This window comes from Sorangium sp. So ce887 (assembly GCF_051521455.1).
In the GTDB taxonomy this organism is placed as follows: domain Bacteria; phylum Myxococcota_A; class Polyangia; order Polyangiales; family Polyangiaceae; genus Sorangium.
Map to the genome: position 1 here is coordinate 6,072,953 of NZ_CP150354.1, position 16,035 is coordinate 6,088,987.

Annotated in this window: 5 protein-coding genes; 2 read left to right on the forward strand and 3 right to left on the reverse strand. The window is 70.1% G+C overall.

Translation table 11 applies throughout. The annotated features are described in order from the left end of the window. Positions 1–147 precede the first annotated feature (147 nt). Positions 148–5,853, reverse strand: coding sequence for a sensor histidine kinase (locus WMF36_RS22395; protein ID WP_437581669.1), 5,706 nt, complete (start codon positions 5,851–5,853; stop codon positions 148–150). 511 nt (positions 5,854–6,364) lie between these two features. Here WMF36_RS22395 and WMF36_RS22400 point away from each other — a divergent pair. Beyond that, positions 6,365–6,988 (forward strand): GNAT family N-acetyltransferase, encoded by a 624-nt coding sequence (locus WMF36_RS22400; protein ID WP_437581670.1) that lies wholly within the window; start codon positions 6,365–6,367, stop codon positions 6,986–6,988. 59 nt (positions 6,989–7,047) lie between these two features. Continuing rightward, positions 7,048–8,073 (forward strand): cation diffusion facilitator family transporter, encoded by a 1,026-nt coding sequence (locus WMF36_RS22405; protein WP_437581671.1) that lies wholly within the window; start codon positions 7,048–7,050, stop codon positions 8,071–8,073. A 34-nt stretch (positions 8,074–8,107) separates the two neighbouring features. Here the strand turns inward: WMF36_RS22405 and WMF36_RS22410 are convergent, their stop codons facing one another. Continuing rightward, entirely contained in the window at positions 8,108–13,810 is a 5,703-nt protein-coding gene (locus WMF36_RS22410) for an AAA family ATPase (RefSeq protein WP_437581672.1), read from the reverse strand. Between the two features lie 122 nt (positions 13,811–13,932). Further along, positions 13,933–15,825 carry a phosphoenolpyruvate carboxykinase (GTP) gene (locus WMF36_RS22415; RefSeq protein ID WP_437581943.1) on the reverse strand — a complete coding sequence of 631 codons (1,893 nt, stop codon included), beginning with the start codon at positions 15,823–15,825 and terminating at the stop codon, positions 13,933–13,935. Positions 15,826–16,035: the final 210 nt, after the last annotated feature.

Here is a 16,035-nt window from a genome sequence, read left to right on the forward strand (position 1 = left end):
CCCCGATGCTCGACACGGCGGACTCTTGATACCGCCATCCGATCACCGGACAGCCCTCGGCGCTCCGCCATGCGCGAGCTCGGCGAGCTCCTCGGCCACCACGGGCTGCGCACGCGGCTCGCCGGGACGCCGATCGCGCGGCGCCGCTCAGCCCGGCGGAGGGCTCGGCTCGGAGAGGTGCGGCGGCCCGGCGCACGGGAGCTCGACGAGGAACGTGGCGCCGGCGCCGAGCGCGCTCTCGACGTGGATCGAGCCGCCGTGCGCCTCCACGATCCTGCGGCTGATGTAGAGCCCGAGACCCAGCCCGCCGTAGTGCCGGTCGGATACGGCGCGCTCGAAGCGCTCGAAGATCTGCTCCTGCCGCGCCGGGTCGATGCCGATCCCGAGGTCCTTGACCGAAAGCCGCGCGGTCCCGGCCTCCTCGCCGACGGAGATCTCCACGGGCTTGCCCGCCCCGAACTTGATCGCGTTGGCGAGGAGGTTGGTGACGATCTGGTCGATGCGGGACTGATCCCAGAGGCCCACGATCCGGCCGCCGTGCCGCAGCGAGACCGAGCACCCGGCGCGCGCCAGATCCAGCTTGAATCGCGCGAGCACGTCGTGGACGACCGCCACGAGGTCGACCTCCGCGACCTCAAGCGATAGCCGAGCCGCGTTGATCCGCGAGACGTCGAGGAGCTCGCTGTTCAGGCGGGTCAGGCGCGCCGCCTGCCGCAGCGCGCGGTCGACCTGCCGGCCCATGGCCTGCGGGTCCCGGGAACGGCCCGATCGAAGGGCCCGATCCAGGGCCTCGAGCGTGAGCGTGAGCGACGTCATCGGCGTGTTGAGCTCGTGCGTCGCCACGGTGAGGAACTCATCCCGCACGCGGACGGCCTCCTGGGCAGCGCTGTAGAGCCGCGCGTTGTCGATCGCGATCGCGGCCCGGCGCGCCACCTCCTGCACGAGCTCGAGATCAGCATCCCCGTAGCGGCGCCCCGGCGCGGACGAGACGACGCTCAGCATCCCGATCGCCTGTCCCCGCGCCACGAGCGGCACGATGATGGCGCTGCGCGTCCCGAGCTCGCGGATGAGCCTCGCGTGCCCGTCGTCCTCGGCGTGGCTCCGGATGACTTCGTCGGAGATCTCGGGGAGCAGGAGGGGCCCACCGTCCCGCAGGGCACGGGCCGACGGGTGGGGCGAGCGCCGGTCAGGAGCGTATCGCCGTCGTAGCTCCTCGAGCAACGACTCCTTCGCGGGGTCTCTGTGGGCCCAGAAAGCTCGCCGGGTCTCCCCGCCTTCCACGAAGTCGATGACGCACCAGTCGCAGAGCCATCGAACCGACAGCCGCGCGAGGCGCGACAACGTGTCGCCATAATCGAGCGACCCGGAGAGGATCTCCCCGGCCTCTGCCAGGAAGGCCGCTCGCCGCTCCGCTGCCTCGGCCACGGTCCGCGCGGACTGCTCCTTGGCGAGGAGCCGCGCGTTCTCCAAGGAGATCGCTGCCTGTGTGGTGAGGAGGGAGAGGGCCGTGAGCCGATCCGGCGTGAACGCGCCGGCGAGGAGGTTGTTCTCGAGGTAGAGCAGGCCCGCCACCTCAGCCCGCCTCAGGACGGGCACGCAGATGAGTGATTTGGACCGATACCGCGCGAAGTACTCGTCGCTCGCGAACTTGCCCGCATCGACGGCCGCATCGTGCAGGATGACGCGCTCCTTCGTCCGCTGCACATAATGAACGAGTGAACTGGGGACCCGCTGCCATGCAGACTCCCCCAGCAAAGGCGCGAGGAGGGTCGTCGTCCCCCCGTTCTCGTCGAGGGTCGCCTCCGCTTCGATGGAGAGGCGCATGTCCTGACACAGAATGAGGCAAGCTCGCTGCGCGCCCCCCTGCTCGAGGACGAACGTGAGCAGGGTGCGCAGGAGCTTGTCGAGGACGATCTCGCTTGAAATGGTCTGCGATGCCTTGATCACCGAGAGCAGATCGAGCTCCTCTGACCGCGCCGCGAAGGAGGCGGCCTGGGCGAGCGGTCTCATGTCCCAGAGGTGCGGATGCTGCTGGTCGATCTGCTTGACCTTGCCGTCCGCCCCCCAGCGGTCGTAACAGGCGCGGGCCTCGCAGAGGTACGTGTCGGCGATCAGGTCGAACCCTCGCGTCCGGTAGAACCTCGACGCGATCTCGTAGGCGAGCGCCTCGTTGTGGACAAAGCCGCTTTCGCGCGCGGAGCGGATGGCCTGCTCGTACAGATGCTCCGCTTTGTCCCATTCGCCGCCGATGCGCGCGATCTCGGCGCCGACCAGCGCCGCGCGATCGCGGAAGTTTTCCGGGCAGCTCGAAGCCCAGACCTCGAGCTGCTCGTGGTGGGTGACGAGCGCCGTGAGGTGCTGCGACCGCTCGTCGGCGGATGGAGGTGCCGCGTCGTGGCGCGCCGCCAACGCGAGCGCATTATAGAAATAGTATTCGGTGAGTGCGAGGAACACCGGCGACGTCCGGAGGAGCCGCTGCGCCTTCGCCCCGGCCTCGAGGGCAGAGGCGTAATCACCCGCGTAGCAACGCGCTTGCAGCTTGTGGAGCCAGTACCAGCCCGCGGCGATTGAGAGGCGCGGATCGCCCTCGAGGCGCCGCTCGAACCGACCCTCGTCGAAGTAGTCATCGTTGAAGGAGCCGAAATCCGGCAAGAGCCCCCGGAGCATCCGGATGAACCTGAGCTGTCCGGTGACGAGGTCGACGACGAGGCCGAACTTCGCCTTCCGTGTGAACTCGAGGGCCCCCTCGGCCTCTCGCTGCACCTCGTCGAGCGGATCTCCCTCCGTGAGGAGGAGCGTCACCAAGACGGCGGACAGATAGGACGAATACGTGAGATCGCCGATCTCCTGCGCCGCGTGAAAGCCGCGTCGTAATGGATCGATGCTGGTGCGCACGTGCCTCGTCCATGGATTGATGGTGTACCAGAAGACAAAATAGACGCGGGCCTTGAAGCGGAGTATCGCGCGCTTCTCCATCAGATCGAGGCCGAGCTTGCCGAAGCGAAACCCCGCCCGGTAATCGCCGAAGTGCGATCCGAGGAGCGAGCCGAGCCGGACGTAGGCGAGGCATGATGCATCGCTGTTGCCATGCTCGAGGCTGAGGTTCACCATGCGAGCGACCAGGAGGCTCAGCAGGTTCTTGTCGGAGAACAAGGCCGGCACATCGCACGACGAGAGGACGTCGATGGTCGCGCGGCAGTCCGGGTCGGTCATCAGGGGCAAGTCGAGGAGCTCCTCGATCGGGCGGTTCCCGAGCGTTCGCCACATCCGCTCGTATTCCTGCCGGACCTCGGCGTCCGTCGGGTGCGGCGACCACGCGACGCCGACGCGCTGGAGGTACTCGAGGCACGCCTCCACGCTGCGGTCGCTCTGGTCCAGGGTCATGTAAAGGGCCATGCGCACGCACGTGACGGCGGCGAAGTCGACGACGTTCCGGGCACGGCGCGAGAGCATGGCTAGCCGCTCCTCCGCTGTCGACAGCTCGCCGGTCAGGTACTCGCACTCGGCCCGGTGGAGCTCGAGCGCGAAGGTGAGCTCGTAACGAAGCGACCAGCTGTCCTCGGTGAGGAGCGCCGCGCCGGCGGCGAAGTACGCCAGCGCCGAGGCGTAGGCGGTCGACCCCTTGGCGCGCTTGCCCGCGACGAGGTTGAGCTCCGCGACCCGTTCTCGCTCGCCCCGCGACGTGATGAGCCCGGCGCCGCGGTTGAGCTGGTTCACGATCTCGAAGATCTTCTTCTCGAGCTCTTCGGGCGGCGTATGCGACGCGAGCAGCCGGCCGATCCCGAGGTGCGCCGCCGCCCGCTCGCCTTCGGGGATGAGCGAATAGGCCGCCTCCTGGACGCGGTCGTGGAGCAACTTGTACGTGGCGTTCAAGCGAAAGACGAGCCCCTCATGAGCTGCGTCCCACAGATCCGCGTGCACGTCCTCCTCCGAGCCACCCTGAACCATCGCCAGGACGGCGAAGTCCGCGGTGCTTCCCAGACAGGCGAGCTGCTTCAGCGCTCCCTGGGCGCGCGGAGGGAGCCGCATGAGCTTCCCGACCATCAGGTCGACCACGTTGTCGGTGAAGCCCTTCTCGCGGATCTTCGCCATGTCCCACCGGAAGGCCTCGGCACGCTCGTCGAACTCGATCAGCCGCTCTTTGTGCAGCGCGGAGAGGAACTGGATCGCGAAGAACGGGTTGCCGGCCGTCTTCTCGTGGACGAGGCTCGCGAGCGGCGCGGCGTCCTCACGTCGGCAGTGCAGCGCGTCGCTGACGAGCGCGGCGAGCTGCTCCTGGGACAGCGACCCGAGCACGATGTCCGAGACGCGCGCGCCCTCCTTCCGCACCTGGTCGAGCACCCGCATGAGCGGGTGCGAGCGGCTCACCTCGTTGTCGCGGTACGCGCCGAGGACGAGGAAATGCCGTATTTCGGGGTGCGTCACCAGATCACGGAGCAGTCCGAGGCTCGCCGAGTCGGCCCACTGGAGATCGTCGAGGAAGAGCGCGAGGGGGTGCTCCTTCCGGGCGAACACGCCGATGAAGTGCCGGAACACGATGCGGAATCGGCTCTGCGCCTCGGACGCCGGGAGCTCGGGCACCGGCGGTTGCGGGCCGATGACGAGCTCGACCTGAGGGATCACTTCCACGATGAGCTGTCCGTTGATCCCAAGGGCGCCGAGCAGCCGCTGCTTCCAGGCTGCAATCCGATCCTCACTCTCGGCGAGGATCTCGAGCACGAGCTCCCGGAAGGCCTGGACGAGCGTGGAGTAAGGGATGTCGCGCTTGTATTGATCGAACTTCCCCGAAAGAAAAAAGGCTCGTTCCCGGACGATCGGCCTGTAGAGCTCGTGGACCAGCGCCGACTTGCCGATGCCCGAATAGCCGGAGACAAGCACGAGCTCGGGGGCTCCCGTGCCGACCACGCGCTCGAACGCGCGCAGCAGCACGGCTACGTCGTCCTCGCGGCCGTAGAGCTGCTGGGGGATTTGAAAGCGGCCAGAGACATCGCGCTCGGCCAGGGGGAACGGCTCGATCCTGCCGGTGGCTCGCCACGCCGAAAGGCACCGCTCGAGATCGTGCTTGAGGCCGCGCGCGGTCTGGTAGCGATCCTCCGCCATCTTGGCCAGGAGCTTCAGGACGAGCGCCGAGATGCCTTCGGGCAGCTCCGGGACGAGCGCGGAGGGCGGCGGCGGGACGCGAGCGACGTGGCAGTGCACCCACTCGAGCGGGTCCCGCGCCTCGAAGGGTAGCCGCCCTGTGAGCATCTCATAGAACGTGACGCCGAGCGCATAGAGGTCGGTGCGGCTGTCGATCGCCCGGTTCATCCGCCCCGTCTGCTCCGGAGACAGGTACGGCAAGGAGCCCTCGATGAGCCGGGGCGGCCCCGCCGGCGGCTGCTCGCGGGACAGGCGGGACGCGAGGCCGAAGTCGGCGAGCTTGACCTGGCCGGTGGCTGCATTGACGAGGATGTTCTGGGGCTTGAGATCCTTGTGGATGATGTCCCGCTGGTGGAGCGCCGCCACGCCATCTACGATACGAACCGCGAGGTCGAGGAACCGCTCGGTCTTCATGGGCGCGTCCATGAATTGGTCGAGCGACTCGCCGACGAAATCCTCCAGGACGAGCGCCGGCAGCCCCTCGTACGTCTCGAGGGCGAGCGGCGCCAAGATGGCCTCGTGGCTCAGCATCTTGCCAATCGCGTACTCGTGTTTCAGGCGCTCGATGTCCTGCGGGCGGCCGCGCCTCGGGTCGAGGACCTTCAAGATCACCGGGCGGCCATCGGCGCTCCGCACCGCGCGAAGTAGGCTGGTGCTTTGGCCCTTGTGGAGGGTCTCGGTGATCGCGTAGGGGGAGGCCGGGCTCACCTCCATGGGGACCATCTCCCTGGCGAGGACACGCCATGGAGCGCTGGCGCCCGGCGGCTCCGTGGGACATGAGAGCTGCCGACGCCGGAACGGTCGAGTCCGCGCGCCTCGCCGAGGCGACGCAGCCGCACGGCCGGCGTGAGCGCATGGCGCCGGCCGGGCACCGGATTCCCTGTCACGGTCTCCCGCGATCGTGCCATCCGAGGCCCCCTCTATCGATAGGTACCACGGCTGAGGCCCGGCAGTTCCGCGGTGCACCTCGCAGGCGCCGACGAGCAGCGATCCCCACGCCCACGTGCACGCCCGTCCACTCCCGCCCCGGCGCTGCGGCGCGGCCGCGGAGGTCGAGGCACCGCCAACGTGCGCCTGCTCGATCTGTCGAGCGCATGGCTCGACGGAGCCAGCCGGGCGCCGGCGCGTCCGTCAGCGCCATCGCGCAGCGGGGGCTATTCCCGCTCGAACGGGGAACTTCCCGGTCGCGTGGGGACCGCCGCGGCGGCTAGCCTCGGAGGCCGCCATGGACCTCGATCCGTACCGCGCCCCGCTCCGGGGCGGCCGTCACTGCATTCTCCGGCAGATCTCGCGAGAGGACGCCGCTGCCCAGCTCGACCTCGAGCGGGCGATCGTGCGCGCGCGCCACGGCATCGTGAAGCACGAGGACGAGCTGCCCGTCGACGCGGCCGCCTACGCCGAGCAGCGGGAGCGCGCCGGGCTCACGGCGAAGGACGGCTCGGCGCTGTGCCTGGCCGCCGAGCTGGAGGGGGGCGGCCTCGTCGGGGAGGCGACGCTCCTCCGGTTCAAGCCCCGGATGGTGCGCCACGTGGGGGTCCTCGGGATCGGCGTGCACCCGGAGGCGCAGGGGCTCGGGGTGGGCCGGGCGCTGATGGAGCGGCTGCTCGGGTGGGCGCGCGCGCACCGCGACGCGGACGGGGGGCGCGTGCGGCGGGTGGAGCTCTCCGTGCGGGCCGACAACGCCCGGGCGATCGCGCTCTACCGGTCGTTCGGGTTCACGCACGAGGGGACGCGCCGCGATTTCGTCCGCGGCGACGGCGGGGCGTTCGTGGACGACCTGATCATGGGCCTCCTCTTGTCCGACGATGCGCCCGCCTTGTCCGACGATGCGCCCGCCGCAGGCCGGTGAGGCGCGTCCTGCGCGCCGCGGGCATGACGGGCGCCGGCGCCACGGGTAGCCTCCCCGCGATGAGCGGACCGCCCAACGCCGCCCGCGCCGCCCCCCCCGGCGCCCTCCCCGACCCCACCGCCCTCCCCGGCCCTGGCGTGGCGCCCGCCGGCGCGCCTGCCCCCGCCGGCGCGCCCGCGCACGCCGCCCGCCCCGACCCCGCCGCCCGCGCCCGCGCCGCGCTGCGCGCCGGCCGCATCGCGGCGCTGACCGCGGGCGGCCTCGCCCTCGGCAAGCTCATCGCCGGCCAGCTCGGCCATTCGATGGCCGTCACCGCGAGCGCCGTCGACTCGCTCACCGACCTCTTCGCCTCCTCGGCGAACGCCCTCGCCATCCAGCTCGCCCACGCCGCGCCCGATCGCTCCCACCCGTTCGGTCACGCGAAGATCGAGACGCTCGCGACCGCCGGTCAGGGCCTGCTCATCGGCGGCTCGGGGGTCTACCTGCTCATCGAGGGGATCCGGCGGCTGCTCTCGCCCGAGCCGCTCCGCCTCGCCGCCGTCACGCTCGGCACCATGGCCGCCGCCGCGCTGATCACCGCGGCGCTCGTGGCCTACCTCGGCCGCGTCGCCGCGCGCACCGGGTCGAGCGCCATCCAGGCCGACGCCGTCCACTACCGCACCGACATCGCCGCGAACGTCGCGGTCCTCCTCGGCGTCGCCCTCACCTACGCGACGGGCTTCTCCCGCGTCGACGGCCTCCTGTCGATCGCGGTCGCCGTCTATATCCTCACGTCGGCGGGGACCCTCCTCCGGCTCGGCGTGCGCGACCTCATCGACACGAGCGCCCCCGAGGAGCGCGTCGGCGCCATCGAGGCCGCGCTCGACGCCATGCGCGCGCGCGGCGAGCTCCTCGGCCACCACGGGCTGCGCACGCGGATCGCCGGGAGCACGCTGTTCGTCAACGTGCACATCGAGCTCCCCGGCGACATCCCCCTCGCCCGCGCGCACGCGAGGAGCGACCGCGCGCGCGACGCGATCCTCGCGATCGAGCCCGACGCCGAGGTGCTCGTGCACATCGACGTCGAGCGCGACGAGCCGGCGTGACGGGCGGCCGCCCCCGCCGATCGCGCGGCGCCGCTCAGCCCGGCCGAGAGCTCGGCTCGGAGAGGCGCGGCGGCCCGGCGCACGGGAGCTCGACGAGGAACGTGGCGCCGGCGCCGAGCGCGCTCTCGACGTGGATCGAGCCGCCGTGCGCCTCCACGATCCTGCGGCTGATGTAGAGGCCGAGCCCCAGCCCGCCGTAGTTCCGCTCGGACACGGCGCGCCCGAAGCGCTCGAAGATCTGCTCCTGTCGCGCCGGATCGATGCCGATCCCGAGATCCTTGACCGAGAGCCGCGCCGTCCCGGCCTCGTCCGTGACGAAGATCTCGACGGGCTTGCCCGCGCCGAACTTGATCGCATTGGCGAGGAGGTTGGTGACGATCTGGTCGATGCGGGAGCGATCCCAGAGGCCCACGATCCGGCCGCCGTCCTGCAGCGAGACCGAGCACCCCGCGCGCGCCAGATCCAGCTCGAACCGCTCGGCCACGTCGCGGACGATCACCCCGAGGTCGACCTCCGCGATCTCGAGCGAGAGCCGATCCGCCTGGGTCCGCGACACGTCGAGGAGCTCGCTGTTCAGGCGGGTCAGGCGCGCTGCCTGCCGGAGGGAGCGATCGACCTGCCTGCCGATGGCCTTCGGGTCCCAGGGTTGATCCGACTGGAGGGTCCGCTGAGCGGCCTCGAGCGAGAGCGTGAGCGACGTCATCGGCGTGTTGAGCTCGTGCGTCGCCACGGTGAGGAACTCATCCCGCACGCGGACGGCCTCCTGCGCAGCGCGGTAGAGCCGCGCGTTGTCGATCGCGATCGCGGCCCGGCGCGCCACTTCCTGGGCGAGCTCGAGGTCGGCCTCCCCGTAGCGGCGCTCCGGCGCGGACGAGACGACGCTCAGCACCCCGAGCGGCTGTCCCCGCATCACGATCGGCACGGTGATGAGGCTGCGCGCCCCGAGCGCGCGGATGAGCCTCGCGTGGCCCTCGTCCTCGCAGCAGCTGCGGAGGCGCTCCTCGGAGAGCTCGGGGATCAGGAGCGGCCCGCCTCCCCGCAGGACCCTGGCCGCCGGGTGGGACGAATCCCGGCCAGGGGGATACCGCCGTCGCAGCTCCTCGAGCAACGACTCCTTCGCGGCGTCTCTGTGCGCCCAGGAGGTCCGCCGGGTCTCTCCACCTTCCACCACGTCGATGACGCACCAGTCGCAGAGCGATCGCACCGACAGCCGCGCGATGCGAGACAGCGTCTCCGAGTAATCGAGCGACCCGGAGAGGATCTCCCCGGCCTCGGCCAGGAAGGCCGCGCGCCGCTCCGCCGCCTCGGCCGCGGTCCGCGCGAAACGCTCGCTGGAGAGGAGCCGCGCGTTCTCCAGCGAGATCGCGGCCTGCGTGGCGAGGAGCGAGAGGCCGGTGAGCCGATCCGGCGTGAACGCGCCGGCGAGGAGGTTGTTCTCGAGGTAGAGCAGGCCCGCCACCTCGGCCTGCCGCAGGATGGGCATGCAGAGGACCGATCTCGGCGTGCCCCGCGCGAAGTAGGCGTCGCCGGAGAACTTGCACGCATCCGCGGCGTCATTGCCCAGGATGACGCGCTCCTTCGTCCGGTGGACATAGCGGACGAGCGACACGGGGACGCGCCGGGAGACATCCTCCGTCGAGCGCGGGAGGACGATCGTCGCCGCCCCGCTCTCCCCGAGGGTGGCCTCGGCCTCGATGGAGAGGCCTTGGTCCTGAACCAGGACGAGGCACGCTCTCTGCGCGCCGCCCTGCTCGAGGACGGCAGTGAGCAGCGTGCACAGGAGCTTGTCGAGGACGATCTCGCTGGAGATGGCCTGCGACGCCTTGATCACCGAGAGCAGGTCGATCTCCTCGGGCCGCGCCGCGAAGGTGGCGGCCTGGGCGGGCGCCCTCGAGTCGCACAGGGAGGGGTTCCGCTGATCGAGCAGCCTGACCTTGCCGTCCGCCCCCCAGCGCGCGTAGCAGGCGCGGGCCTCGCGGAGGTACGTGGCGGCAAACAGGTCGAACCTCCGCGCCCGGTAGAACCTCGACGCGATCTCGTAGGCGAGCGCCTCGCCGTGGACGAAGCCGCTCTCGCGCGCCGAGCGGATGGCCTCCTCGTAGAGGCGCTCGGCGTCGAGATCCCGGCCCTCCAGGCGCGCGATCTCGGCGCCGACGAGCGCGGCGCGGCTGCCGAAGTTCTCGGGGCAGCTCGAAGCCCAGACCTCGAGCTGCTCGTGGTGGGCGGCGAGCGCCGCGAGGTGCTCGGGCCGCTCGCCTTTCGACGCGGGCGCCGCCCCGCAGCGCGCCGCCCGCGCGAGCGCGCCATAGAAGTGGTAATCGGTAACGTGGAGGAACGACCGCATCGTCCAGAGGAGCCGCTCCGCCTTCGTCGCCACGGCGAGGGCAGAATCGTAGTCGCCGGCGTGGAAGTGTGCCTGGAGCCTGAAGATCCAGTACCAGCAGGCGGCTAGCGAGAGGCGTGGATCGCTCTCCAGATGCTGCTCGAACCTGGCCTCGTCAAAGCTCGCGTCGTTGAAGGAGGAGAAGCTGGGCGTCAGACCGCGGAGGCACCGGACGAGCTGCAGCTGCGCGAGGATACAATCAAAGATGAGACCGAACCTCGCCTTCCGTACGAACGCGAGCGCGCTCTCGGCTTCGTGCTGCACGTCGCCGAGCGGCTCTCCCTTGGAGAGCAGGATCAATATCGAGGCATTGCGGGCATAGGCTGCGAAGGTGAGGTCACCGGTCTCGCTCGCCATGTCGAAGGCGCGCTGCATCAGCTCGAGGCTCGTGCGCATGTGCCTCGTCCAGAGATTGACCAGGCACCCGAAGTCCAGGTAGACGCGGGCCTTGAAGCGGTCGAGCCCATGCTGGTCCACCAGATCGAGGCCGAGCTTGCCGAAGCGGTACGCTGCGCGGTAGTCGCCGAAGCGCACGCCGAGGACCACGCCAACATGGACATAGCCGAAGCACGATCCGTCGCTGTTGCCATGCTCGAGGCTCAAGTTCACCATGCGACCGACGACGAGACTGTGCAGCTTCTGGTCGGTGAACAAGGCCGGCGCCTGACCCCGGTTGAGGATGTCCATGATCGCGCGAATGACCGGATCGGTCATCGGCGGCAGGTCGACGAGCGCCTCGATCGGCCGGCTCCCGAGCTGCCGCCACAGCCGCTCATACTCCTGCTGCACCTCCTCGTCCGTCGGGTGCGGCGACCAGCTGACGCCAGCGCGCCGCAGGACCTCGAGGCAGATCTCGACGGCGAGCTCGCTGCGATCCAGCGTCGTGTAGAGATCCGCGCGCACACACGCGACCGCCGCCGCGTCGACGAGGTTTCCTGCGCGGCGCGAGAGCATCGAGAGCCGCTCCTCCGCCGCCCCGAGCTCCCCGGTCAGGTACTCGCACTCGGCCCGGCGGAGCTCGAGCGCGAAGGCGAGCTCGTACCGCTGCTCCCAGCGGTCTTTCCTCAGGAACGCGGCGCCGGCAGCCAGATACGTCAACGCCGAGGCGAAGGCCGCCGACCCCTTGGCGCGCTTGCCGGCGACGAGGTTGAACCTGGCGCACCGCTCTCGCTCCTCCCACGACGTGATCAGCAGAGCGCCGCGGTTGAGCTGGTTGACGATCTCGAAGATCTTCTCCTCGATCTCCTCCGGCGCGGTGCGCGACGCGAGCAGCCGGCCGATCTCGAGGTGAACCGCCGCCCGCTCGCCCTCGGGGATGAGCGAATAGGCGGCCTCCTGCACCCGGTCGTGGAGGAACCTGTACGCGCCGTCGAAGCGCAGGACCAGGCCCGCGCAGACCGCGTCCCAGAGATCGGCGTGGGCGTCTTGCTCCGAGCCGCCGCGGATCATCGCCAGGTGGGCGACCTCCGCGGTGTTCCCCAGACAGGCCAGCTGCTTCACCGCGCCCTGGACGCGCGGAGGGAGCCGCACGAGCTTGCCGACCATCAGGTCGACCACGTTGTCGGTGAAGCCCTTTTCACGGATCCTCACCACGTCCCACCGGAAGGCCCCGGCGCGCCCGTCGAAGTCGATCAGCCGCTCTTCGTGCAGCGCGGCGAGGAACTGGATCGCGAAGAAGGGGTTGCCGGCCGTCTTCTCGTGGACGAGGTCCGACAGCGGCACGGCGTCCTCGCGGCGGCAGCGCAGCGCGTCGCTGACGAGCGCGGCGAGTTGCTCCCGGGAGAGCGAGCCGAGCACGATCGCCGAGATGCTCACGCCCTCCTTCCGCAGAGGGTCGAGCGCCAGCATGAGCGGGTGCGAGGGGGTCACCTCGTTGTCGCGGTACGCGCCGATGACCAGGAGATGGCGCGTCTCCGGGTGCGTCAGCAGATCGCCAAGGAGCCCGAGGCTCGCCGAGTCGCTCCACTGGAGATCGTCGAGGAAGAGCGCGAGGGGGTGCTCCTGCCGGGCGAACACCCCGATGAAGCGCTGGAACACGACGCGGAACCGGTGCTGCGCCTCGATCGGCGGGAGCTCGGGGACCGGCGGTTGCCGGCCGATGATGAGCTCGACCTGGGGGATGACCTCCACGATCAGCTGTCCATTGACCCCGAGCGCGCCGAGCAGCCGCTGCCGGAAGGTCGCGATCCGGTCCTCGCTCTCGGCGAGGGTGTCCAGCACGAGCTCCCGGAAGGCCTGGACGAGCGTGGAATAAGGGATGTCGCGCTTGTACTGATCGAACTTCCCCGAGAGAAATAGGGCTCGTTCCCGGACGATCGGCCTGTAGAGCTCGTGGACCAGCGCCGATTTACCAATACCGGAATAGCCGGAGACCAGGACGAGCTCGGGGGCTCCGGTGCCCGCCACGCGCTCGAACGCGCGCAGCAGCGCGGCCACGTCCTCCTCGCGGCCGTAGAGCTTGTGAAGGCTCTGGAAGCGGCCGGAGGCATCGCGCTCGGCCAGCGGGAACGGCTCGATCTTGCCGGTGGCCCGGCGCTGCGAGAGGCACCGCGCGAGGTCGTGCTTGAGGCCGCGGGCGGTCTGGTACCGATCCTCCGCCGCCTTGGCCAGGAGCTTCAGGATCAGCGCCGAGAGCACCTCGGGCAGCTCCGGGACGAGCGCCGAGGGCGGCGGCGGGGCCCGGGCGACGTGGCAGTGCACCCACTCGGGCGGGTCCCGCGCCTCGAAGGGCAGGCGCCCGGTGAGCATCTCGTAGAACGTGACGCCGAGCGCGTAGAGGTCGGAGCGGCTGTCGATCGCCCGGTTCATTCGGCCCGTCTGCTCCGGAGACATGTACGGCAAGGAGCCCTCGATGAGCCGGGGCGGCCCTGCCGGCGGCGGCCGGCGGGAAAGGCAGCACGCGAGGCCGAGGTCGGCGAGCTTGACCTGGCCGGTGGTCGCGTTGACGAGGATGCTCTCGGGCTTGAGATCCTTGTGAAGGATGTTCCGCTCGTGGAGCTCCGCCACGCTGGCCGCGATACGAACCGAGAGCTCGAGGAACCGGTCGACCTCCATCGGGCCGTCGAGGCAGCGGTCGAGCGGCTCGCCGCCGAAATCCTCGATGACGAGCGCTGGCAGCCCCTCGTGCGTCTCGAGCGCCAGCGGCGTCACGATGGCCTCGTGGCTCAGCATCTTGCCGATCGCGTACTCGTTCTTCAGGCGCTCGACGTCGCGCGGGCGGCTCCGCCTCGGGTCGAGGACCTTCAGGATCACCGGGAGGCCATCGGCGCTCCGGACCGCGCGCAGCAGGCTGGTCACCTGGCCCGCGTGGAGGGTCTCGGTGATCGCGTACCGGGAGGCAATGCTCATCTCCATGGGGGAGAGACTCCGTGAAGCGCTGGCGCCCGACGGCTTGGCAGACCATGGCGATCGTCGCCGGCACAGGAGCACCCGAGTCCGCGCGCCTCGTGGAGGGGTCCGGGCTGCAATCCCGAGCCCTAGGCGCTCGCCTCGCCCTCGTCGCCGTTCTCGTCGTGCTCGTCGAGGTAGCGCTCGGGCGCGAGCTCCCACCGCTCCGGCGAGCGCCAGAGCTGCGACAGGAGCAGCTCGCGCATCAGCAAGAACTCCTTGGGCAGCCGGTCGTAGAGCCGCTCGAAGAGCTCACCGTGCGAGCCGAACTCGACCTTCCACGCCTCTCTATCGACCGCCATCAGCTGGTAGAACCGCTCCTTCGAGAAGCGATCCATGCCCCGCCACTCGATGTCCTCGTAGCGCGGCATCCAGCCGAGCGGGCTCTCCTCGGCGAAGCCGCGGCCGTGCACGCGATCGACGATCCACTTGAGGACACGCATGTTCTCGCCGAAGCCCGGCCAGAGGAAGTTGCCCTGGTCGTCCTTGCGGAACCAGTTCACCGAGAAGATGCGGGGCGGATTGACGATCTGACGCCCCATCTGCAGCCAGTGGTTGAAGTAATCGCCCATGTGGTAGCCACAGAACGGCAGCATCGCCATCGGGTCGCGGCGGACCTGGCCGATGGTGCCGCCCGCCGCCGCCGTCATCTCCGAGCCGATCGTCGCCGCCATGTAAACGCCGAAGCCCCAGTTGAACGACTGGTACACGAGCGGCACCGTCGTCGCCCGCCGCCCGCCGAAGATGATCGCGCTGATGGGCACCCCGTTCGGGTCGTCCCAGCGCGGATCGATCGAGGGACACTGCGACGCAGGGGTCGTGAAGCGCGCGTTCGGGTGGGCCGCCTTGCGCCCGCTGTCCGGGGTCCAGGGCTTTCCCTGCCAGTCGATGAGCTCCGGCGGCGGCTCGTCCGTCATCCCCTCCCACCAGACGTCGCCGTCGGGCGTGAGCCCCACGTTCGTGAAGATCGTCCCCTTCCGGATGGTCGCCATCGCGTTCGCGTTGGACTTCTCCGACGTCCCCGGCGCCACGCCGAAATACCCCGCCTCGGGGTTGATCGCGTAGAGCTTCCCGTCCCGCCCGGGCTTCATCCAGGCGATGTCGTCGCCGACTGTCGTCACCTTCCAGCCCGCGAACGCCTTCGGCGGGATGAGCATCGCGAAGTTCGTCTTGCCGCACGCGCTCGGGAACGCCGCGGCGACATACGTCTTCTCGCCCTTCGGCGACTCGACCCCCAGGATCAGCATGTGCTCGGCCAGCCACCCCTGCTCCCGGCCGAGCACCGAGGCGATGCGCAGCGCAAAGCACTTCTTGCCGAGCAGCGCATTGCCGCCATAGCCGCTCCCGAAAGACCAGATCTGCCGCTCGCCCGGGAAGTGGACGATGTACTTGTGCTCCGCGTTGCACGGCCACGGCACGTCGGCCTGCCCCGGAGCGAGCGGCATGCCGACCGAGTGCAGGCACGGGACGAAATCGCCGTCCCCGAGCGCATCGAGCACCTTGCGCCCCATGCGCGTCATGATCCGCATGCTCGCGGCGACGTACGGCGAGTCGCTGAGCTCCACGCCGATGTGCGCGTAGGGCGAGCCGACGGGGCCCATGCTGAACGGGATGACGTAGAGCGTCCGGCCCCGCATCGACCCGGCGAAGAGCTGGCGCAGCGTGGCCTTCATCTTCTGCGGCTCGGCCCAGTTGTTCGTGGGGCCGGCGTCCTGCTTGCGCCGGCTGCAGATGAACGTGCGGTCCTCGACCCGCGCGACGTCGCTCGGGTCCGAGCGCGCGAGGTAGCTGTCCGGGCGCTTCTCCGGGTTCAGGCGGATGAGCGTGCCCGCCTTGACCATCTGGTCGCAGAGCGCGTCGTACTCCTCCTTCGAGCCGTCGCACACGTGCACGTTGTCCGGCTGGCAGAGCGCGACAACCTCCGAGATCCACTGCCGCAGCTTCTCGTTGGCGATCGACGATCGCAGCCCGGGGATCGAGATCGGCGGCGGCGGCTCGGAGTGGACCGAGTTCTGGATGCTCTGGCTGGCTGCTACGGACACTGGCGTACCCTCCTGATTCTCTGGGTCGAGCGGGTTTGCAAGGTGCAGGCCCTGCCCGCCCTCGACCACGATTCTGGCCGAAATACGCCCGCCAGGCTGCACCGATTCTTCCTGAGCCTGGCCGCCGCAGCGCAGCCGCGCGCACCAGGT

Bases quoted from the DNA above. Each gene is read 5' to 3' on its own strand.
- WMF36_RS22405 (WP_437581671.1), top strand. From the start codon at position 7,048: ATGAGCGGACCGCCCAACGCCGCCCGCGCCGCCCCCCCCGGCGCCCTC.
- WMF36_RS22395 (WP_437581669.1), bottom strand. From the start codon at position 5,853: ATGGAGGTGAGCCCGGCCTCCCCCTACGCGATCACCGAGACCCTCCAC.
- WMF36_RS22410 (WP_437581672.1), bottom strand. From the start codon at position 13,810: ATGGAGATGAGCATTGCCTCCCGGTACGCGATCACCGAGACCCTCCAC.
- WMF36_RS22400 (WP_437581670.1), top strand. From the start codon at position 6,365: ATGGACCTCGATCCGTACCGCGCCCCGCTCCGGGGCGGCCGTCACTGC.